The organism is Methylobacterium organophilum, assembly GCF_022179465.1.
In the GTDB taxonomy this organism is placed as follows: Bacteria; Pseudomonadota; Alphaproteobacteria; order Rhizobiales; family Beijerinckiaceae; genus Methylobacterium; species Methylobacterium organophilum.
In genome coordinates this window covers 1-19,530 of record NZ_BPQV01000009.1, presented here as the reverse complement: position 1 = coordinate 19,530, position 19,530 = coordinate 1, and the positions used below count along the sequence as shown (strand labels likewise).

The window sequence follows — 19,530 nt, the reverse complement described above, 5'->3', positions numbered from 1 at the left end:
GACTGCATCGATTCTGCGGAACGGCCGGGCGCTCGCCCGGCCGTTTTCGTTTCAGTCCGCGACCGAGCTCTTGGCCGTTTCCGGCATCCGCATCACGCAGAACAGGCTGATGCCGGCCGCCGCGGCAAGATAAAGCCCCACGGCGCCGATGCCGCCGCGTTCGGCCAGAGCCTGCGCCAGGAAGGGGGCCGCCGAGGCCCCGACAATGCCCCCGAGATTGTAGGTCACCGAGGCGCCCGTGTAGCGCACCCGCGTCGGAAACAGCTCCGGCAGGAGGGCGCCCATCGGCCCGAAGATCCAGCCCATGGCGAACAGGCCGAGGCAGAGGAAGGCCAGCACGGCGACCGCCGAGCCGCTGCCCAGAAGCGGGCCGATCAGCAGGCCGAGCCCGGCGGCGCAGAGGAGGCCCGCGATCAGCACGGGGCGGCGGCCGAACCGGTCCGCGGCCGCACCCGAGAGCGGGATCGCCAGGGCCATGAAGCAGACGGCGACGCATTCGAACAGCAGGAAGGCCGGGCGGCTATAGCCGAGCCGGCCGACGCCCCAGCTCAAGGCGAAGACCGTGGTGATGTAGAAGACGGCGTAGCAGGCGATCATCGCGCCCGTGCCGAGCAGCGTCGCCCTGCGATGACGCGTGAGGATCAGGCCCAGCGGCACCGCCTCCGGCCGGCTCCGGGCCAGGGCCGCGGCGAAGACCGGCGTCTCGGTGAGCTTCAGCCGGACATAGAGCCCGACCAGCACCAGGGCGGCGGAGGCCAGGAAGGGCAGGCGCCAGCCCCAGGATTCGAACTGCGCCGGGGTGAGCGCCACGCTGAGGCCGAGGAAGGCGAGATTGGCCGCGACGAAGCCGAGGGGCGCGCCGAGCTGCGGGAAGATGCCGTACAGCGCCCGCCGCCCGGGCGGGGCGTTCTCCACCGCGAGCAGGGCCGCACCGCCCCATTCCCCGCCGAAGCCGATCCCCTGGCCGAAGCGCAGCAGGCACAGCAGAGCCGGAGCGATCCAGCCGGCGCTGGCATAGGAGGGCAGGCAGCCGATCAGGACGGTCGAGATGCCCATGATCATCAGCGAGGCGACGAGCGTCGCCTTCCGTCCGATCCGGTCCCCGTAATGCCCGAACAGGGCCGCCCCCACCGGCCGGGCGATGAAGGCGATGGCGAAGGTCGCAAAGGCGTTCAGCGTCTGGGCGGCCTGATCGCCCGGCGGGAAGAAGAGCGGCCCGATCACCAGCGCGACGGCCGTGGCGTAGACGTAGAAATCGTAGAACTCGATCGCGGTGCCGATGAAGCTGGCGATCAGGATCCGGCGGGCGGAGGAAGCGGAGGCGGGCATGCCCGCGCTCTACACGCTGCCGCCCCGGCCGTCGCGGTCGCGCTTGCGGCCTCCCCCGCTCTTGACCGGAACCGGCTCTCCCGTCAGTCCGCCGGAAGGTGCGAGGCAAGCGGGAGAGACGCGCGTGAAGCGACTGGTCGTGACGGCCGACGATTTCGGCCTCAGCGATGAGGTGAACGAGGCGGTCGAGCAGGCCCATCGCGCGGGGATCCTGACCGCGGCGAGCCTGATGGTGTCGGCACCGGCCGCCGCCGACGCGGTCGCGCGCGCCCGGCGGATGCCGTCCCTGCGGGTCGGCCTGCATCTCGTCCTGGTGGAGGCGTGGCCGACCCTGCCGCCGGCGCAACTGCCCGACCTCGTCGACGGGCAGGGCCTGATGCGCCGGGACATGGGCCGCCTCGGCTTCGACCTCGCGGCCCGGCCCGCGGCGCGGCGCCAGCTCGCCGCCGAGATCACGGCACAATTCGAGGCCTATCGGGCGACGGGCCTGCCCCTCGACCACGTCAACGCCCACAAGCATTTCCACGTCCACCCGCTGATCGCGGGGGCCGTGCTCGCGATCGGCCGCCGTTACGGGATGCGGGCGATCCGGGTGCCCCGGGAGCCGCGGCCGCTTCTGCGGCTCGCCGAGCCGAGCGCCCGGCCGCGGGCCGCCCTGGACATCGCCCCCTGGGCCGCGCTGCTCGCCGCCCGGGCGCGGCAGGCGGGGCTGCTCATTCCGGACCGAACCCTCGGCCTCGCCTGGTCCGGCGCCATGACGCCCGGCCGGGTCGCCGGCCTCCTCGCGCATCTGCCGAACGGGCTCACGGAACTCTACACGCACCCGGCCACGGCGGGAGGCTTTCCCGGCGAGGCGCCGGGTTACGCCTATGCGGCGGAGCGCGACGCGCTGATCGCCCCCGCCGCCCGTGAGGCCGTCGCACGCTCGGGAGCCCGGAGCGGGGGCTTCTCCGACTTCCTGTGAGCCGGCCTCCCTGCGCGGGGCTTGAAGGCCCCACGCAGGGATCGCTCACTTCACCGCTGCGGCCTCGCGCATCGTCTTGTTGGTGCCCGGCTTGGTCCCGGGCAGCTTGCCGGCTTCCTCGCCCTCCGGCCGATCCTTGTCGGGATGAACCGGGGGCGGGCCGAGGAAGGCCGGCACCACGAAGAAGGCGGCGATCAGGGTGAAGAACAGCGACAGGGCGAGGAGCTTGCCCATGCTCGCCGTGCCCGGATGGCTCGACAGCATCAGCGAGCCGAAGGCCGTCCCCGTGGTGAGCGCGGAGAAGAAGATCGCCCGCGTCAGGCTGGAGGCCAGCATGTCGACCACGCCCGCCCGCCAGGCGATCACGTAGTAGATGTGGAAGGCCACGCCGACCGCGAGCATCAGCGGCAGGGCGATGATGTTGGCAAAGTTCAGGGGCATGCCGATGACGTGGAGCGCCATCAGCGTCCAAAGCGTCGCCAGCACCAGCGGCCCGAGCGTCATCGCCACGTCCCAGGGTTTGCGCAGGGCGATGGACAGGATGATGAAGATCAGCACGAAGGCGGTGATGCCGGCCTGCATGAAGGCGCCGAGGATGGTGTAGCTCGACTCGGTCGTCGCCACAGGCGCGCCGGTGGCATGGGAATCGACCGTGCGCACCTGCTTGGCGAAGCGCCGCAGCACCTCGTCGTCGTTGGAATTGCCCTTGGGATGCACCTCGATGCGGGCGCGTCCATCGGCGGTCACCCACTCGGCCTTCAGCTGCGGCGGCAGGTTCTCCAGGGTGATCTTCTGCGGGTTGAGCAGGTCGCTCAGGCGCCGCATCAGGGTCTTCAGATCGGTGGTGAGCGCGACGGAGGCCGCCTCGCGGGTCGCCACCGGCGCCGCGGCGAGCTTGTCGAGCGTCTCGGAGAGATCGCCGGCGGCCTTGGCACCCCCCTTGTCCCCGGCGATCGTCTTGAGCGCGGCCGCGGTCTCCTTGAGCGCCTTCACGTTGTCCGCGTCGGTCGGCGGCGGAGGCTTGCGGCCCGGGTTGAGAGAGGGTGCGAGGAGCTGCGCCGTCTCCTGGATGGTCGCGAGCTTCTGGTCCTGATCCCGCGGAACGAAGGTGTCGATGCTGTAGAGCTCGGCCACCGAGTCGAGCTTCTTCAGCCGCTCAGACACTTTCGGCACGTCCGCCACCGACGGCGCCAGCACGTCGATCGTGTTGGGGCTGGTGCCCGGATCCTTGATCAGGTCGAGATAGGTCGCGATCGACTCCACCTTCGGGCTGCGCAGGTGCATCGGGTTGGAATCGAAGGGCAGCTTCAGGAGAAGCGGGATCCCGGCGACGGTCAGGAGACCGACGCCGATCAGCACCCATTTCCGGTGCACGATGATCCAGTGATCGACCCCGGCGAGCCAGGTGGTCTCGACCGCCTGCTTCTCGCCCTTGGGATTGAACAGGGCGATGAGCGCCGGCAGCACCGTCAGCGAGAAGAGATAGGCGACGATCATGCCCGAGCCGGCGATGAGGCCGAGCTCAGAGACGCCGCGGAACTTGGTGGGCAGGAAGGCGTAGAAGCCGGCGAGCAGCGAGACCGCGGCGAGGGTCAGCGACCATCCCACGCCCCGGGCTGCGGCCCGGATCGCGGGTTCGATCCCGTTCTCGACATAGCGGTCGGCCCGGTAGCGAACGGCGAACTGGATGCCGAAATCGATCCCGAGGCCCACGAACAGGGCCGCGAAGGCCACCGAGATCGGGTTGAGCTCGCCCACCATGAGGAGGCCGAGCGCCGCCGTGACGACGAGGCCGGCGAAGGTCGTGAGCAGCACGGCGACGACGAGCGGCGCGGAGCGCAGCGCCAACCAGAGGAACAGGACGATGGCGCCCGTCGTCAGCGAGTAGTTGAGGAGGGCATCGTCGGCGAGCGTCGCGAACTCGTCGTCGGCCACGGCCACCGGCCCGGTCAGGCGCATGCGCATGCCGTATTCGGGCGTGATCTTCAGCTCCTTGGCGACGTCGCGGATCAGCTTCGTCGCCTCGCGGCCGGGCTCGAGCGCGTTGTAGTCCAGGCGCGGCTGGATCATCACGAACTTGCGTTTGTCCGTGACCGTGGACTTGCCGCCGGCGAGAAGCTCCTGCCACGACATCCGCGCCCGCTGACCGTCGAGCACCTTCCGGATGGTGGTGTCGATCTGGTTCATCGGCCGCTCGAGATCCTCGAGCTTGGCGTCGCCGCTCTTCACGCCCTTCACGCCGAGATTGAGCACCCGCATGATGCCCCGCAGGGAGGGATCGGCGGCGAGCGGTCCGAGCAGGCCCTGCTGCTCCACCAGCTTCTCGGTCGTCTGCTCCAGCTCCTTCTGCGACATCAGGAGCAGGCCGTTGCGGTCGAAGAACGGGCCGCCGTCCGGACGGTAGACCGTCTCGATCTCGCTCTTGTGCGCGGCGAGCGCCCGCGACAATTCGGCCGCGGCCTCCTCGGCCTGTTCCGGCGTCTCGCCGTCGATCACGGCCGCGACGAGGTTGGAGCGCTGCGGGAAAGCCTTCTCGAAGGCGATCTCGTCCTGGCGCCAGGGGACCTTGGAATCGATCAGCCGCTCGACATCGGTGTTGATCCGGAACAGCTTGGCCGAAAGACCCGCGCTCGCCACGGTCACGAGCGCCGCGAGGGCGAGGACGAGCCACCGGCGCTTTACGGAAAACGCGACGAGACGTTCGATCACGAGGTTCCTGCCTGCCTTCGGTCGTGGGCTGCGGTTGGAGGGAGATAGGGCGCGAGCGCCTGAACACGGCTCCCGATCCCGCCCCGTCCGGCCCCGAAGTGGGGAAGCCGCCCGAATCGGTATCGAGCCGGGGCGGATCCTGCCCAAGGGAGGAGACCGGATCCATCCCGTGCGGCAGACGCGGCGCCCCCCTTTCCACGGGAAGACGCCGCCGGACGGCCGGGCTAAGTACTGTCCTTGGCACCGGAATGCAACGCAGCGTCAGAATCGTGGCCCCGGACGGGTCGGCGTGCAAAATCGCACCGCACAAGGATTGTGCGCAGCCGGCTCAGCAGCGAAGGCTCAAGCTGTCTCGAAATCGCCGCAAGAAACGGGAAGAGCGCGGGTTCAGGCACGGCTCCTGCTGGGCGATCGGGGTGTTCATCCGCCCGCCTCGGCTCCGGCAACGTGATCGCCAGACGGCGCGCCGGAGGGCCGGCACGCCGGGACAGTTCAGAGTCGTTTCAGCCTAGTTCGCTGGAAACCGTGTTCTTTTCGCGCTAAGCAGCCCCCCAATCCGGGGCCAACAACAAAGGAGCCGCGTCTTGGGAATTCCCGTTCGGTACGTCGCGAAGATCGGCGGCTACATCCTCAAGCAGCACCTGACCGGCCGCAAGCGGTACCCGCTCGTCATGATGATGGAGCCGCTGTTCCGCTGCAATCTCGCCTGTGCCGGGTGCGGTAAGATCGACTACCCCGACGAGATCCTGAACAAGCGCCTGCCCGTGGACGAGGCGCTGGAATCCGTGCGCGAGTGCGGTGCACCCGTGGTGGTGATCGCCGGCGGCGAGCCGCTTCTCCACAAGGATCTGCCGCAGATCGTCGAGGGCATCATCGCGCAGAAGAAGTTCGCGATCGTGTGCACGAACGCGCTCCTGCTCGAGAAGAAGATCGCCCAGTACAAGCCGAGCCCGTACTTCACCTGGTCGATCCATCTCGATGGCGACAAGGAGATGCACGACCAGTCGGTGTGCCAGCGCGGCGTCTACGACAAGGCCGTCGCGGCCATCAAGAAGGCCAAGGAGATGGGCTTCCGGGTCACCATCAACTGCACCTTCTTCAACAATTCCTCGGCCGACAAGATCGCCGACTTCTTCGACTCGGTGACCCGCATGGGCATCGACGGCATCACGGTCTCGCCGGGCTACGCCTACGAGCGCGCCCCCGACCAGCAGCACTTCCTCAACCGCAAGGCGACGAAGGAGCTGTTCCGCGGCGTGTTCCGGCACGGCAAGGAGAAGGGCCGCGAGAAGTGGACCTTCCAGCAGTCGGGCCTGTTCCTCGACTTCCTGGCCGGCAACCAGACCTACCATTGCACCCCGTGGGGCAACCCGACCCGCACGGTGTTCGGCTGGCAGAAGCCCTGCTACCTCCTCGGCGAAGGCTACGCGAAGACCTTCAAGGAGCTGATGGAGACCACGGACTGGGACGCCTACGGCACCGGCAACTACGAGAAGTGCGCCGACTGCATGGTCCATTCGGGCTACGAGGCCTCCTCGGTGGTCGATTCCGTCCGCAAGCCCTGGAAGCCGCTGGTCCATGCCCTGCGCGGCATCAAGACCGAGGGCGACATGGCGCCGGAGATCAGCCTCGAGAACCAGCGCCCCGCCGAGTTCGTGTTCTCGCGCAACGTCGCCGAGAAGCTCTCGGAGATCCGCGCCTCAGGCGTCGACACCAAGCGCGAGACCCAGAAGCGCGCGAGCGCGGCCTAAGCCCCGGAAGGCCTCGCCCGAATCCCGGGCGAGGCTCAGGAGCGCGCCGAGCCGGGACGGACGGCGCGCCAGGGCCATCAACACGGCGGCGATGTCGGGGTCGCCGTTCGGTTTCAGGGCGTTGGCCGCGAAGGCGGGCAGCGCCCTTTCTGCGGGATCGCAGACCACGCGCAGGATGCCGAAGGGCAGGCCGTGCTGCGCCGCATAGGCGGCGGCGACCTGCGATTCCATGTCGACGGCGGCCGCGCCGGTCTCCTGCCGCAGGGCGGCCTTGGCCTGCGGGCTCAGCACCGCCGCCTCCACCCCCGCGACCTCCGCGGCGACCAGGGCGAGGCCGCTTCCCCCCAGGCGCCGGCGCCAGGCCTCGACGAGGCTCGGATCGGCCTGCCAGCGTTGCGCGCCGCGCACCGCCGTCCCGATCACGACGGCGCCGGGCTTCAGGGCCGGATCGAGCCCGCCCGCGATGCCGAAGCTGACCACCGCCCGCAGGCCCTCGGGCGGGCGCTCGGCGAGCCGCGCCCGCAGGCGCGCCGGATCGCCCCCCGCCTGCAGGGTCAGGACCCCGTCCCCGGCGGCGATCCGCGCCTCCCGCGCCAGCCCGCAGAGGGCGAGGACATCGCTGCGAAGGGTCGTCGTCATCGGTGTTCCGGTGGGTGGATGGGGGCTTCCGTCCTTGCGAGCGCGCGCGCAGCGATCCGGGGGCGCCGCCTTTTCCGGACAGGTCGCGCCCCTGGATTGCGTCGGCTCCGCCTCGCAAGGACGGTTTGGACGTCGAGCCGCTCCGCCGCGCCGGTTGCGCGCGCATCTCCTCTCCCCGCGTGCGGGGAGAGGAGGGAGCCGGCTCGATCCGCTCTGGGTGACGCGGAAACGGTCTAGGGGCTCGTCCGCTCAGCTGCGCGCGGATCCCCTCTCCCCGCGTGCGGGGAGAGGGCCGCGACGACCTCGTCGTCGGCGCGGCGAGGCGGCAGCCGAGGGTGAGGGGGCGGTGACGAAGGAGCCACATCCGTTCAAGCCCCCTCACCATCGCTCCGGCTTCGCCTGCGCTCCCCGCATGGACGACGCGGTCCATGCGGGCCTCTCCCCGCGTGCGGGGAGAGGGGGGGAGCCGGCTCGACACGCTCCGCTTCATCCTGGCCATCCCCACCTTCACGTCCTCCCCGCGGGAGGAGAGAGGCCCATGCGCCCGTTACCGCACCGCCGTGGCCACGCCCGCGCCTGCGGCGATGGGGGATGTGACGGTTGAGAAGACGGAGAGGACCTTCTGGAGTTCGACCAGGGGGGCGTTGGAGACGTAGATCAGGTCGCGGTTGCGCATGCGGAAGGCCTGCTGCAGGAACAGGCTGTTGGGGTCGCGCATGTTGAAGCGGTAGACCACCGGCACGAGCTTGGCGTTGAGCAGGGGCGAGCGCGGGCGGAGGCGGCGCACCAGCGAGGCCGGCTCGAAGCGGAAGATGAAGGCGCCTTCCGGATCGGCGGCGAAGGTGGAGAGCCCCGAGGCCCGGGCCAGGGCCTGGGCGAGGGAGATGCCCTCGGCCCGAAACTCGATCTCGGTGGTGTTGCCGAGCGCCCCCACCGCCAGCACCGTCTGCGGATCGCGCACCAGCGTCAGCGTGTCGCCCGGGCGCAGGTAGATGTTCTCGCGCGGATTGGCCACCACCGCCGAGAGCGGCACCGTCACCGTGGTGCCATTGCGCGACAGGCGCACGAACACCTCGTGCACCGGCGCGCGGGTGCCCCCGGCCGAGGCCAGCACGTCGAGCAGCCGGTCGCCCTTCTGCGAGAGCGGGATGCGCGCCCCGGCCACCACCTCGCCGTTGACGGTCACGCTCTGCGACAGGGGCCGCGACACGCTCACCAGAACCTGCGGCTGGATCGCCTTGCCGGACAGCTCGTTCTCGATCAGTGTCTGCACGTCCTGGGCGCGCCGGCCCGCCACCGGAATGCGCCCGGCATAGGGCACCGAGATCGTCCCGTCGCGCGCCACCGGCTGGTCCGGGATCATCGCCGACTTGGAGCCCGCCGAGAACCGGTCGGCCACCAGCGGGCCGGAGAACAGACCGCCCGAGCCCGCCTCCCAGATCTGCACCGAGACGGAATCGCCCACCCCGATCAGCGGCTCGGGCGCACCGCGATTGTCCCCGAAGGTCGAGAGCAGGCTGTCGAGCGGGCGCGCCCGCAGGGCCTCCACCACCGAGGCGTCCACGTCCACGATCTCGTAGCGCGCAAACAGACCCTCGCTCGTGGCAATGTCCGCCCCCTCAACGACCGCGCTCGTCGTCGGCCCAGAAGCCGGGAGCACCGAACACCCGGAGACGAGACCGGACAGGAGGGTCGTCGCCAGGGCGACGAGGGCGGTGCCGCGCAGAGTCGACGAATTCGCCTGAGAATTCACGCTCGCACTGCTCCGGTCCGGTCGATGAATGGTTCCGGTCAAAAGGCCTGGATCCCTATAACGAACGCTTAAGCGCTGCCGCACGGCAACCCTCGCGAGCAGACACCTCGGCCGACATTGCGTCACGACCGTGACAAGGCCAAGCTTTCATCGCGTTTTCCTGCGCCGGCCCCGGTCACATGCCCGCGCAGGAGACGGCCGAGCCCGTCGGCCGTGAGGTCGCGGCGGGTGGGCGAACCGCCCCCGCCGTCGAAGCGGAACAGGGCATAATCGGTGCAGGTATCGCCGAAACCCGGGCGGCAGTTCGGGAGGGACGGGGCGTGGTCCCCGTAGAGGCAGAGCAGCGCCGGCACGCCGGCGAGCCCGTCGATCAAGGTCTCCGCGGCCCGGCCGGAATTCGCGGCATGATGCAACCATTGCGCGAGCGGATCCGCGAATCCCGGCAACCGCCCCGGTGGCCAGGGGCCGTGATTCTCCATGGTCACGCAGAACAGGAAGAGCGGGCGGGTCCGCCCCCGCACCTCCGCCAGGAGGCGGGCCGCCACGGCCGCGTCACCGATATAGGGGCCGACCCTGTCGGCCTGGGCGAAGGCATCGCGATCGACGATGCGATCGAAGCCGAGCTGCGCGAAGATCCGGCGGCGCTCGAAGAAATCGGCATCGAAGGGATGCACGAAGACGGTCTCGTAGCCGGCGGCCCGGGCGAGGCGGGCGAGGCTCTCGGGCTCGCTCCCGCCGCCGGACAGGTAGGGATCGAAGACGCCGAAGCCGAGCTCCTCCGGGCGCAGGCCGGTGAGCACCGCATGCTCGGTGCGCATCGTGTAGGCGCCATGCGCCGGCACCCTCAGGCGGCCATAGCTCTCGGCCTGTTCCCGGATGCGCCGCATCAGCGGCAGGGCCGGGCCGCCGAGCCGCTCGGGATCGAGGAAGGATTCGAGCTGGACGACGACGATCACCTCCGGACCCGCCGCCGGGGCGGCGGGGGGCATCCGCGGGGCGGGACCGGCCGCGCGCTCGGCATCCCGGCGCAGGGCATAGCCGAGCAGGGTCGCGGGATGGCCGTAGCGGGCGACGTCCGCGGCAAGGGCGGGCCGCGGGAAGAGGCGCGCCAGCCGGGACCGGCCCCAGGGCGAGCGGGCGAGGGCGAGGAGGCCCGCCAGGGCCAGGGGCCAGAGCAGGAGGGCGGCGAGGGCGGCCCCGGTCGCCCGGGGCAGCTGGGCGGGCTCCAGCACGTACCAGAGGATGACGAGGCCGATCCCCCCCAGGGCCGGAAGCGCCACGCGCGGATCGGAGACCGGCGGCACGTAATAGAGTTCGGGGTAGCGGGGCACCTGCTTGAGCAGGGCGAAATCGCTGAAGGCGAGGGGCTCGCCGATGACCTTCCGCTTGAGCGCGCTCACCGCCTCGAACCCCGCCACCGTCAGCAGGCACGAGGTGGCCGCGAGCCAGGGCCGCCAGGAGAAGGTGAACCAGAAGGCCATGACGAGGGCATAGGCGGCCAGCCGCACCGCGAGGTCGCGCGGGCGCCGCCCGACCGCCACCGGCGAGGCGGCGGCCTCGATGGCGAAGGATCCGAGCAGCGCCACGAGAAGGGGCGCGAACACGCTCGTCAGGAGATCCGGCACGGCGCTCTCATCCCTCGCCCTCCGGTGCGCCCCGCACGCCGCGGCGCGCCCGCAGCGCCCGCAGCACCGGATTGATCAGGGCATAGCGCATCCGCATGACGAGCTGTCGGCCGCGGCCGATGGCGAGCCGGGACGGGCCGGCCGCGTCCCGCGCCTGCGAGAGCCGGTCGAGCAGCTGCTCGGGCGTGCAGGGCTTCATCGCCACGGGATCGAGATAGACGGGATAGAGGAGCAGGGTGCCGGCCACGAGCTCGTCCAGGGCGAGGCGGCGGCCCCGGTCGGCGCCGGGCGCCAGATCCTCCGTGAGCCCCCAGCCGGAATAGAAGGGCCGGCCATGCACGCCGACGCGGATCCCGCGGATCAGGGCCTCGAAGCCGGCGAGGGAGGTCATGGTCTCGACATGGTCGACCCGGTCGAGCAGGTCGACGATGGCGAGGCCGGCCACGATCCGGTCGGCGATGGCGAGCGCCTCGGCCTCCGGGATCTTGCCCGGGCGGAAGCCCGCCTCCACGTCGGGATGCGGCTTGAACAGCAGGAACGCGTCCGGATGGCGGGCCCGGGCCGCCCGCAGCAGGTCGCGGTTCGAGCGCACCTTCGGCGAGCCGAAGGTGACGGAGGCGTCGTCCTCGACCTGGCCCGGCACCAGCACGACCTTGCGCCCCGGGGGCCAGTCCATCGCCCCGGCATCGCGCAGGCCGACATTGTACTTGCTGAGCCGGCGCGCCACGATCGCCGCGCGCAGGGCCCCGGCCCGGGCGACGAGATCGGCCGGAAAATCGGTCTCCTTCAGGATGCGCGCGAGGCGGCTCTCGACCCGGGGATCGTAGTAGATCCCGAGATCGTCCAGCACGATGGAGGCGCCGGGCTCGAGGCTCGCCCCGAGCCCGACGGAGCGCAGGAAGCCGTCCTCGATCCGCCGGAAGGGAATGCCGGCCTCCGCGCAGAGGCGGGGCAGGCTCTCGGGCAGGCGCGTCGCCCAGGCCCGGATCTCGCCCCCCTCCCGGCGGGCGGCCGCGATCGCGTCCTGCGCGGTCATGGCGTGGATCGGCCGGCCCGCCGGCCCGTCCGCGAAGACGTCCATGGCCGGGCGCTTCCAGCCGGAGATCCCGACCAGCACCACGCGCCGCGCGTTCCCGGCGAAGCGCGCGCGCAGCCAGGCGACCCGCTCGACGGCCTCCTCGGGCGCGATTGGCGCCCGGGTCCAGGGATCGAAGTAATGCACGCCGGCGCCGTAGCGCTCCCGGAGCCCGGGGCTCTCGGCCGCCTCGGACAGGCCCGCGGCGGCAAGGCGCGCGCCGAAATCCGGGCCGAGGGACGCGCCGCCATAGGGGGCGTCCCGGAAGCGCAGGCGCAGGCTGGCAAAGCCGGTCTCGGCCCGGTCATAGGGGCTGAGCAGGGGGCCCGGGGCGACGACGAGGGCGCCGGGCCAGGGCAGGCGCCGGGCCGAACCCTGCCAGAGCACCGGCAGCGGGGTCGGGGCGCGCGCGAGGTCGCGGCCGAGGATCGACTCGATCTCGGCGCGCAGCTGGCGGATGGTTCGGCCGACCGGAAACGGCGCGTGGGGCAGGGGCGAGGACATCGGAACCCGAAACGAGCGCAGGGCCGCTCATAGTGCGGTTCGGCCCGCGACGGAAATCCGTCGAGCGACGGAAGGCCGCGCCGCACAAATGTCGGGGAAGCCGCGCCGTTCGACCACACGGGAGCCGCAATCGCAGGCCACAGCTCGGCGATCGCGCCGATGGCGGGATGTGGCCGTCTCACAACGGCTTACGGGTTTCGCCGCCGTCCCCAGCCTTGGCAAATTGTTAAGCTTCGGGTGGCATGCGACGTTGCTGATCGGTTCAGGGTCGCCCGGATCGAGGGAACCGCGCTTGGTATGACGCAGCCTCAGCCCGACATGCCCCGTGGACCGGCTGCCACCTTCCTTTTCCTGCAGGGGATCGCGTCCCCGTTCTTCTCGGAGCTCGGCGCCGCCCTGCGCGAGCGCGGGCATCGCGTCCGCCGCATCAACTTCGCCCCGGGCGACTGGCTGTTCTGGCGGGGCGCCTCCGACCATTACCGCGGCTCCCGGGCCGGCTGGGACGCCTATCTCCTCGGCTATATCCGCACGCACGGCATCACCGACCTGGTGCTGTTCGGCGATTGCCGGCCCTACCACGTGGCCGCGGTGAAGGTCGCCAAGCCGCTGGGCATCCGCGTGCACGTGTTCGAGGAGGGGTATCTGCGCCCCTACTGGATCACCTGCGAGCATGGCGGCACGAACGGCAATTCCTCGCTCTCCAAGGACGCCACGGAGATCCGGGCCCTGGCCCGCCGCCTGCCCAAGCCGGGCCGGGCGATGCCGCTCACCGGCGACATGACCCGGCGCAGCTTCTGGGACATCTCCTACAACGTCGCCAACGTCGCCTTCCCCTATCTCTATCCCGGCTTCCGCAGCCACCGCCCGAACCACATCATCCGGGAATATGCCGGCTGGCTGCGCAAGTTCTCCCGGCGGGGCCGCACCCGGAAGCACGCGGCGCGGGTCAACGAGCTCTACGGCATCGTCAACGCCGAGTACTTCCTGCTGCCGCTGCAGCTCGACAGCGACTACCAGATCCGCGTCCACTCGCCCTTCCTCGGGGTCGAGGCCTTCATGGACCGGGTGATTGCCTCCTTCGCCAAGCACGCGAATCCCGATGCGCGGCTCCTCATCAAGCTGCACCCCCTCGACAGCGGCATCATGAACTGGTGGAAGCGGGGCCGTCAGGCCGCCAAGCGCCACGGCGTGAACGACCGGCTCGACTTCATCGACGGCGGCGACCTGCCGACGCTGATCGACCGGAGCCGCGGCGTGGTGCTGGTCAACTCGACGGTGGGGATGCTCGCCCTCGAACGGGGCAAGCCGACGCTCGCCACCGGCACGGCGATCTACAACATGCCGGGCCTGACCCATCAGGGCAGCATCGACACGTTCTGGCGCAACCCGACGCCGCCGGATCGGGAGCTGATGACCGATTTCAGCCGGGTCGTGATGCACCGGACCCAGATCAACGGCGGCTACTTCTCGCGGCCGGCGATCGAGCGGGCGGTGACCGGCTCGATCCTGCGCATGGAATCGGTGCTGCCCGCCGCCGCCCTGGCCGCCGCCCGGGCCAATCGCGAGCGCGGGATGGATGGCGGCGCGCTCGCGCCGGTCTATTGAGCGCCGACACCTCCTCCCGAACGCGTTCCCCATGCCCGTCATCCTGATCACCGGCGCCTCGAGCGGCATCGGCGCGGCGCTCGCCCGCCACTACGCGGCACCGGGCACCGCCCTCGTCCTGAATGCGCGCGATGCCGGGCGCCTCGAAGCCGTGGCGCAGGCGTGCCGCGCCCGGGGCGCACAGGCCCGGATCATGCCCCTCGACCTGCGCGACCGCGACGCGGTCGGGGCCTGGATCCGCGACCTCGATCAAGACACGCCCCTCGATCTCGTCATCGTGAATGCGGGGGTGAACGGTGGCCATCCGACTGGCGGCCTGGAGAGCGAGGCAACCGCCTTCGAGACCCTGGACATCAATCTCGGCGGCGCGCTCAACGTGGCCTTGCCCTGCGTGAGCCGGATGAGCGCCCGCGGAAGCGGACAGATCGCCCTGGTCTCGTCGCTCGCCGCCTATGCGCCGCTGCCGGACGCCCCGGCCTATAGCGGCACCAAGGCCGCGCTCCTCGCCCATGGCCTCGCCCTGCGCACGAAGCTCAAGCCCCTGGGGGTGAGGCTCAGCGTCGTCACGCCCGGCTACGTGAAGACGCCCATGGGCGGCGTCATCAAGGGCTGGCGCCCCCTGGAGATGAGCGCGGAGGAGGCTGCCGCCCGCATCGCGCGGGGCCTGGAGCGGGATCAGGACGTGATCGCCTTCCCCGGCCTCCTGGCGGCTTTGGCCCGCGGCGCGATGCTGGTGCCGGAATCGGTGCGCAGCCTCGGCTTGCACAGCTTCCGCTTCAAGAACCAGTTGCGGCGCTGACGACGCCATGGGCCGCCCCCGGATCGCGCTCTTCACCCTCGAAGCGCTGCCCAATGCCCGCGCCGTCCGCCGCTTCGTCGCGGACCATGCGGAGGATATCGCCTTCCTCGGGCTCTCCAATGCCGAACGCCCGTCGAGCGGGGGGCTGACCGGCCAGGTCCGCCGGCACCTCGCCCGCTCGGGGCCGGGCTTCCTGCCCTATCTGGCGGTGAATTTCGGCCTGCCGGACCTGCTCCGGCCCCTGGCCCCGCTGACGCAGGCCGTGTCCGGCGCGCAGGAGACGCCCGAGGCGACACCGCTTGCCCGACTCGGCCGACGACTCGGCCTCCCGGTGCTGACGGTGGACGACGTGAACGGCGAGGCGGTGGCGGCGGCCTTCCGCGCGCATCGCCCGGATCTGATCGTGGCCTTCCATTTCGACCAGATCTTTTCCGGCGCGACCCTGGCGCTGGCGTCGCTCGGCGGCCTCAACCTGCATCCGGGCCTGCTGCCGCGTCATCGCGGGCCGGTGCCGACCCTGCACGCCCTGGCCGAGGGGGAGGGGGCCTTCGGCGTCACCGTGCATCGCCTCGCCGAGGCGATCGATGCCGGCGCGATCCTGGCCCAGGAGGCGCCGGCACTGCCGGCGGACGTCACCGCCACCCGCGCCGCCCGGCTCTTGCACGATCACGGGCGCTCGATGCTGGACCGGGTGCTCGCGGAGATCGCGCAGACCGGCCAGGTTCCGCAGGGGCGGACGGTTCCGGTGCTGCCCTATTGCGGCTTTCCCGATCGCGCGCTGCTGAAGACGATGGGGAAACGCGGCCTGAAACTGGTCGATGGGCGCGACCTGCGCGACGCGCTGCGCCTCCACCGCTGAGCGGCCGCCCCGGTGCAGGGCGTGTTGCTCCTCCCTTTGGGAGAGGTGGCCGCGAAGCGGACGGAGAGGGCAGGGCCGGGGTTGCCGGCCTCGCGCGGAGGCCCACTCCACCGCGCTCACGCGCGGTTCCCCTCGCCCAGAGGGCGAGGAAAAGCGCTGCGACCGAGCGACTCCTCCCGAAGCCTCAGCGCGAGAACTTCTTGTACTTCAGCTTCTTCGGGATGATCGAGTCGGTGCCGAGGCGGCGCTTCTTGTCCTCCTCGTAATCCGAGAAGTTGCCCTCGAACCACTCGACATGGCTGTCGCCCTCAAAGGCGAGGATGTGGGTCGCGATGCGGTTCAGGAACCAGCGATCGTGGCTGATGATGACCGCGCAGCCCGCGTAATCCTCCAGCCCCTCTTCGAGCGCCCGCAGGGTTTCCATGTCGAGGTCGTTGGTCGGCTCGTCGAGGAGCAGCACGTTGCCGCCCTTCCGCAGGGTCGCGGCGAGGTGGACGCGGTTGCGCTCGCCGCCGGAGAGCACGCCGACCTTCTTCTGCTGGTCGCCGCCCTTGAAGGCGAAGGCCGCGCAATAGGCGCGGGAATTGATCTCGCGCTTGTTGAAATAGAGGATGTCGTTGCCGCCGGAGATCTCCTGCCACACGGTCGCGTTCGGATCGAGCGCGTCGCGGGACTGGTCGACATAGCCGAGATGCACGCTCTCGCCGATCTCGATGGCGCCGCCATCGGGCTTCTCGACGCCGGTGATCATCTTGAACAAGGTGGTCTTGCCGGCGCCGTTCGGGCCGATCACGCCGACGATGCCGCCCGGCGGCAGCTTGAACGACAGGTTCTCGATCAGCAGGCGGTCGCCGAAGGCCTTGTTGAGGTTCTTGAACTCGATGACGTTCTGGCCGAGCCGCTCGGTGATCGGGATGACGATCTGCGCGGTGGCGTCGACCTTCTGCTGCTGCTTGGCGACCAGCTCCTCGTAGCGGGTGATACGCGCCTTCGACTTGGTCTGGCGGGCCTTCGGCGAGGCGGAGATCCACTCCTGCTCGCGGGCGATGGCGCGCTGGCGGGCCATGTCCTCGCGGCCCTCCTGCTCCAGGCGCTTCTGCTTCTGCACCAGCCAGGAGGAGTAGTTGCCCTCGTAGGGGATGCCCTTGCCGCGGTCGAGCTCGAGGATCCAGCCGGTCACGTTGTCGAGGAAGTAGCGGTCGTGGGTCACGATCAGGATCGCGCCCGGATAGGAGCGCAGATGACCTTCGAGCCAGTTCACCGTCTCGGCATCGAGGTGGTTGGTCGGCTCGTCGAGGAGCAGCAGCTCCGGCTCCCAAAGCAGCAAGCGGCAGAGCGCGATGCGGCGGCGCTCGCCACCCGAGAGCGTGGCGACCGGCTGCTCGTCGCTCGGGCAGCCGAGGGCTTCCATGGCCTGATCGACCTTGGAATCGAGCTCCCACAGGTTCTGCGCCTCGATCTGGTCCTGGAGAGCGGTCATCTCGTCCGCCGTCTCCTCGGAATAGTTCATGGCGAGCTCGTTGTAGCGGTCGAGCAGCGCCTGCTTCTCGGCCACGCCCTCCATGACGTTCTCGCGGACCGTCTTGTTCGGATCGAGCTGCGGCTCCTGCGACAGGTAGCCGACGCGGGCGCCTTGCGCGACCCAGCCGTCGCCGGTGAAGTCCTTGTCGATGCCGGCCATGATCTTGAGCAGCGTCGACTTGCCGGCACCGTTGATGCCGAGCACGCCGATCTTGGCATCGGGGTAGAAGGACAGGTTGACGTTATCGAGGACCTTCTTGCCACCCTGGTAGGTCTTGGTGAGACCCCGCATGTGGTAGATGAATTCGCGGGCCATTGCGGTTCCTTAGATTCCGGCGTCTCGACGCGAACCGGCCGTTCGACCCGCCGCGGCTCGATGAGGCCGCGCCGCGGGTCCGGCGACGTTCGGGATATGAGAGTTTCGTGCCCGAGTATCAGGGCGCCCGGAAGCGGGCAAGGACGCGGCCGAGGAAGGCCCCCGCCCCGATGACGGCACGTGCCCCCGGATATGGGGACGGCGGGGGACAGCGCCAATGCGGCAGGGCCCGTTCCGGGCGATCGCGCGGTTCGGGCGGGCCCCTCTCCCCCTTCAGGCGAAGGGGTTCCTGACCACTTCCGGCGCCTCGGCGGTCTCGGTGACGGTCTCGGGCAGATCCGCGCCTTCGAGGGCCGAGGCGATGGCGGCGAGGAGGTCGCGCAACTGGCGGGCGCGGGCGAGGCCGGCCCGATCGCGGGTGATCTCCGCCGAGCCGTGGAGCGCGATGCGGGTCGTGCCGTTCTCGAAACTCAGCGCGCCGAAGGTCTGCACGGAGGCATCGTCCGCGAAGGGCCGGAAGGCGGGCGCGGGTGTCCCGGGCCCGGCCGCTCCCGATTTGGTGCGCTTCGTCATCGCTCCCCCCTTCAGAAGATCGCCCGCATCACCTCGCGCCAGAGGGCGCGCAGGAGGCGGTGCAGTTCCCGGCGCAGCCAAGCCTCGAGGCCGTCCCGATCGCCGCGGTCCGAGGCGCCCCCGTCGCGGGAGAATTCCCGCGGCTCGGGCAGGTCCATGGTCCGGGTGCGTGCCGCCTCCGGCAGGGCGGGAAAGACCGCGAGACCGGCGAGGCGGTCGAGTTCGGCCACGGAGATCCGGCGCCAGGCGCCGCCTCCCGCATTCGCGGCGAGATAGGCCCCGGCCTCCCCGGATCTCGGATCGTAGACCGCCTTGTAGATCTGCGTCGGGACGAGGACGCGGCCCTTGAGGGCCTGGGCCGAATGGCCTTCGAAGATCGGCCCGGTCACCACGAAGATCTCGCCGCGCTCCAGGGCCAGCCGGCGCACGCTCTCCTCGATCGCCGCCCAGATGGAGCGGTTGGCCTCGCGGTCCTGCGGCACGATGTTGGCGAGGGTGAAGGACTCGGCCTGGGCCGCGGCGCTCGGCATGTCGCCGGCGGGCGCCATGTGCCCGCGATCGAAGCCGCTGCGGACGTAATCGTCGAGGCGGGACCGCGCCGGCTCCGGAAGCCGCTCCTCCTCGTGGAAGGAATCCGCCCGCTCGACCTTTCGCGCAGCGAAGACGCCGCCGCGCGTCAGACGCTCCGCCGCGTAGAGGGGCGTGCGCGATTGCGGGGAGTAGAGAATCGCGAAGGCCGCGTAGCAGAGGGCCTGCGCGCCGGTGCCCAGCCTGGGGTTCGTCAGCACCGGGGCCTGCCCGCTCGCGAAGACGTGTGGGCAGGACTCCGCGGCCGCCGCGCGCGGAACGAGGACGAGCAGCGCCGCGGCGAGCAGGAGGCCGCGGCGCGGGCGCGGGGAAGGCGCGGTCACGATCAGTGGCAGATGCGGACGTGACGGGTCCCGGAGGGCGTGGCCCGCTCGCGCCAGCCGCAGGGCCGGCCGAGGCGCCCTTCGAAGGGGTGGATGTCCCGGTCCGGCGGCCCCGGCGGCACGCGGGTGCAGCCCGGATCGAGGTCGCAGACGAGCGTGAAAACGCCCGCGGCGAGCTCGCCCTCGATCTCCGCGGGGGAGGCCAGGGCGGGCTGCGCAAGCAGCGCGAGGGTCAGCGTGAGACAGCATGCCCCACGCCTGGGATTTGCGAGGGGACTCATGTTGCCCGGATGCCCGCTTCGCCGAAAATGCGCATGCACAATATTGATCATTCCGCTGGCATTCCATAGGTGGCGGTATCTACGTCCGCTGTCCGGGCAGCGTTCCTTGGCACACGAGGTGCGGGAATCTGCCGAAATCTCGGGATGTTTCATCCGATCCCTTCTCTGGATCATGGCATCCTCGGACGGCACCGTCCGACACCCGGCGGGGGCCGGAGGGGCGGCGGAAGGACACGGACGGTAACGCGAAGACAGGTCGGGGGCATCCATTGGCACTCGTTGACACCTCGATATTGGAGGGGCTTGAGACGCCGGA

15 protein-coding genes are annotated in these 19,530 nt (G+C 70.6%); 5 read left to right on the top strand and 10 right to left on the bottom strand.

Annotation, left to right across the window (positions count from 1 at the left end; all coding sequences use genetic code 11):
• Nucleotides 1-51 precede the first annotated feature (51 nt).
• Entirely contained in the window at nt 52-1,329 is a 1,278-nt protein-coding gene (locus MFF21_RS15200; protein ID WP_238312016.1) for an MFS transporter, read from the bottom strand.
• Between the two features lie 124 nt (nt 1,330-1,453).
• Between MFF21_RS15200 and hpnK the strand changes: the two genes are divergently transcribed.
• The gene (gene hpnK, locus MFF21_RS15195; protein WP_238312015.1) at nt 1,454-2,293 is read left to right on the top strand and encodes a hopanoid biosynthesis-associated protein HpnK; all 840 of its coding nucleotides are present in this window, start codon (nt 1,454-1,456) and stop codon (nt 2,291-2,293) included.
• A 45-nt stretch (nt 2,294-2,338) separates the two neighbouring features.
• Here the strand turns inward: hpnK and hpnN are convergent, their stop codons facing one another.
• Nucleotides 2,339-5,002 carry a hopanoid transporter HpnN gene (gene hpnN, locus MFF21_RS15190; RefSeq protein ID WP_238312014.1) on the bottom strand — a complete coding sequence of 888 codons (2,664 nt, stop codon included), beginning with the start codon at nt 5,000-5,002 and terminating at the stop codon, nt 2,339-2,341.
• A 584-nt stretch (nt 5,003-5,586) separates the two neighbouring features.
• Here hpnN and hpnH point away from each other — a divergent pair.
• Nucleotides 5,587-6,753 carry an adenosyl-hopene transferase HpnH gene (hpnH, locus tag MFF21_RS15185; protein ID WP_238312013.1) on the top strand — a complete coding sequence of 389 codons (1,167 nt, stop codon included), beginning with the start codon at nt 5,587-5,589 and terminating at the stop codon, nt 6,751-6,753.
• Here hpnH and MFF21_RS15180 read toward each other — a convergent pair.
• The 4 genes from MFF21_RS15180 to MFF21_RS15165 all read right to left on the bottom strand — a co-directional run bounded on the left by MFF21_RS15180 (nt 6,703) and on the right by MFF21_RS15165 (nt 12,349).
• Complete coding sequence (locus tag MFF21_RS15180; protein ID WP_238312010.1) at nt 6,703-7,392, bottom strand: phosphorylase; 690 nt, start codon at nt 7,390-7,392, stop codon at nt 6,703-6,705. The genes hpnH and MFF21_RS15180 overlap by 51 nt on opposite strands.
• Before the next feature lie 547 nt (nt 7,393-7,939).
• Nucleotides 7,940-9,118: a polysaccharide biosynthesis/export family protein gene (locus tag MFF21_RS15175; protein ID WP_238312340.1), complete on the bottom strand. Its 1,179-nt coding sequence runs from the start codon at nt 9,116-9,118 to the stop codon at nt 7,940-7,942.
• 149 nt (nt 9,119-9,267) lie between these two features.
• Nucleotides 9,268-10,770 (bottom strand): LTA synthase family protein, encoded by a 1,503-nt coding sequence (locus MFF21_RS15170; protein WP_238312008.1) that lies wholly within the window; start codon nt 10,768-10,770, stop codon nt 9,268-9,270.
• 7 nt (nt 10,771-10,777) lie between these two features.
• Complete coding sequence (locus tag MFF21_RS15165) at nt 10,778-12,349, bottom strand: capsular polysaccharide export protein, LipB/KpsS family (protein ID WP_238312006.1); 1,572 nt, start codon at nt 12,347-12,349, stop codon at nt 10,778-10,780.
• A gap of 297 nt (nt 12,350-12,646) precedes the next feature.
• Between MFF21_RS15165 and MFF21_RS15160 the strand changes: the two genes are divergently transcribed.
• Genes MFF21_RS15160 through MFF21_RS15150 form a run of 3 tightly spaced genes read left to right on the top strand, consistent with a single transcriptional unit; the run spans nt 12,647 to nt 15,612 of the window.
• A complete protein-coding gene (locus MFF21_RS15160) occupies nt 12,647-13,954 on the top strand; it encodes a capsule polysaccharide biogenesis protein (protein WP_238312004.1) in 1,308 nt (435 codons plus the stop codon).
• A 31-nt stretch (nt 13,955-13,985) separates the two neighbouring features.
• Entirely contained in the window at nt 13,986-14,753 is a 768-nt protein-coding gene (locus MFF21_RS15155) for an SDR family NAD(P)-dependent oxidoreductase (RefSeq protein WP_238312003.1), read from the top strand.
• A 7-nt stretch (nt 14,754-14,760) separates the two neighbouring features.
• Nucleotides 14,761-15,612 (top strand): formyltransferase family protein, encoded by an 852-nt coding sequence (locus tag MFF21_RS15150; protein ID WP_238312001.1) that lies wholly within the window; start codon nt 14,761-14,763, stop codon nt 15,610-15,612.
• A gap of 184 nt (nt 15,613-15,796) precedes the next feature.
• Here the strand turns inward: MFF21_RS15150 and ettA are convergent, their stop codons facing one another.
• From ettA to MFF21_RS15130, 4 genes are all read right to left on the bottom strand, one after another.
• On the bottom strand, nt 15,797-17,449 hold the full coding sequence (gene ettA, locus MFF21_RS15145; RefSeq protein ID WP_238311999.1) for an energy-dependent translational throttle protein EttA: 1,653 nt from the start codon (nt 17,447-17,449) through the stop codon (nt 15,797-15,799).
• A gap of 273 nt (nt 17,450-17,722) precedes the next feature.
• A complete protein-coding gene (locus tag MFF21_RS15140; protein ID WP_238311997.1) occupies nt 17,723-18,022 on the bottom strand; it encodes a hypothetical protein in 300 nt (99 codons plus the stop codon).
• Between the two features lie 11 nt (nt 18,023-18,033).
• Nucleotides 18,034-18,933: a DNA/RNA non-specific endonuclease gene (locus MFF21_RS15135; RefSeq protein WP_238311996.1), complete on the bottom strand. Its 900-nt coding sequence runs from the start codon at nt 18,931-18,933 to the stop codon at nt 18,034-18,036.
• A 2-nt stretch (nt 18,934-18,935) separates the two neighbouring features.
• On the bottom strand, nt 18,936-19,214 hold the full coding sequence (locus tag MFF21_RS15130; RefSeq protein WP_238311993.1) for a hypothetical protein: 279 nt from the start codon (nt 19,212-19,214) through the stop codon (nt 18,936-18,938).
• Nucleotides 19,215-19,530: the final 316 nt, after the last annotated feature.

Coding starts and splice junctions, on each gene's coding strand:
- MFF21_RS15200 (WP_238312016.1), bottom strand. CDS start 1,329: ATGCCCGCCTCCGCTTCCTCCGCCCGCCGGATCCTGATCGCCAGCTTC.
- MFF21_RS15180 (WP_238312010.1), bottom strand. CDS start 7,392: ATGACGACGACCCTTCGCAGCGATGTCCTCGCCCTCTGCGGGCTGGCG.
- MFF21_RS15165 (WP_238312006.1), bottom strand. CDS start 12,349: ATGTCCTCGCCCCTGCCCCACGCGCCGTTTCCGGTCGGCCGAACCATC.
- MFF21_RS15160 (WP_238312004.1), top strand. CDS start 12,647: ATGACGCAGCCTCAGCCCGACATGCCCCGTGGACCGGCTGCCACCTTC.
- MFF21_RS15155 (WP_238312003.1), top strand. CDS start 13,986: ATGCCCGTCATCCTGATCACCGGCGCCTCGAGCGGCATCGGCGCGGCG.
- MFF21_RS15150 (WP_238312001.1), top strand. CDS start 14,761: ATGGGCCGCCCCCGGATCGCGCTCTTCACCCTCGAAGCGCTGCCCAAT.
- ettA (WP_238311999.1), bottom strand. CDS start 17,449: ATGGCCCGCGAATTCATCTACCACATGCGGGGTCTCACCAAGACCTAC.
- MFF21_RS15140 (WP_238311997.1), bottom strand. CDS start 18,022: ATGACGAAGCGCACCAAATCGGGAGCGGCCGGGCCCGGGACACCCGCG.
- MFF21_RS15130 (WP_238311993.1), bottom strand. CDS start 19,214: ATGAGTCCCCTCGCAAATCCCAGGCGTGGGGCATGCTGTCTCACGCTG.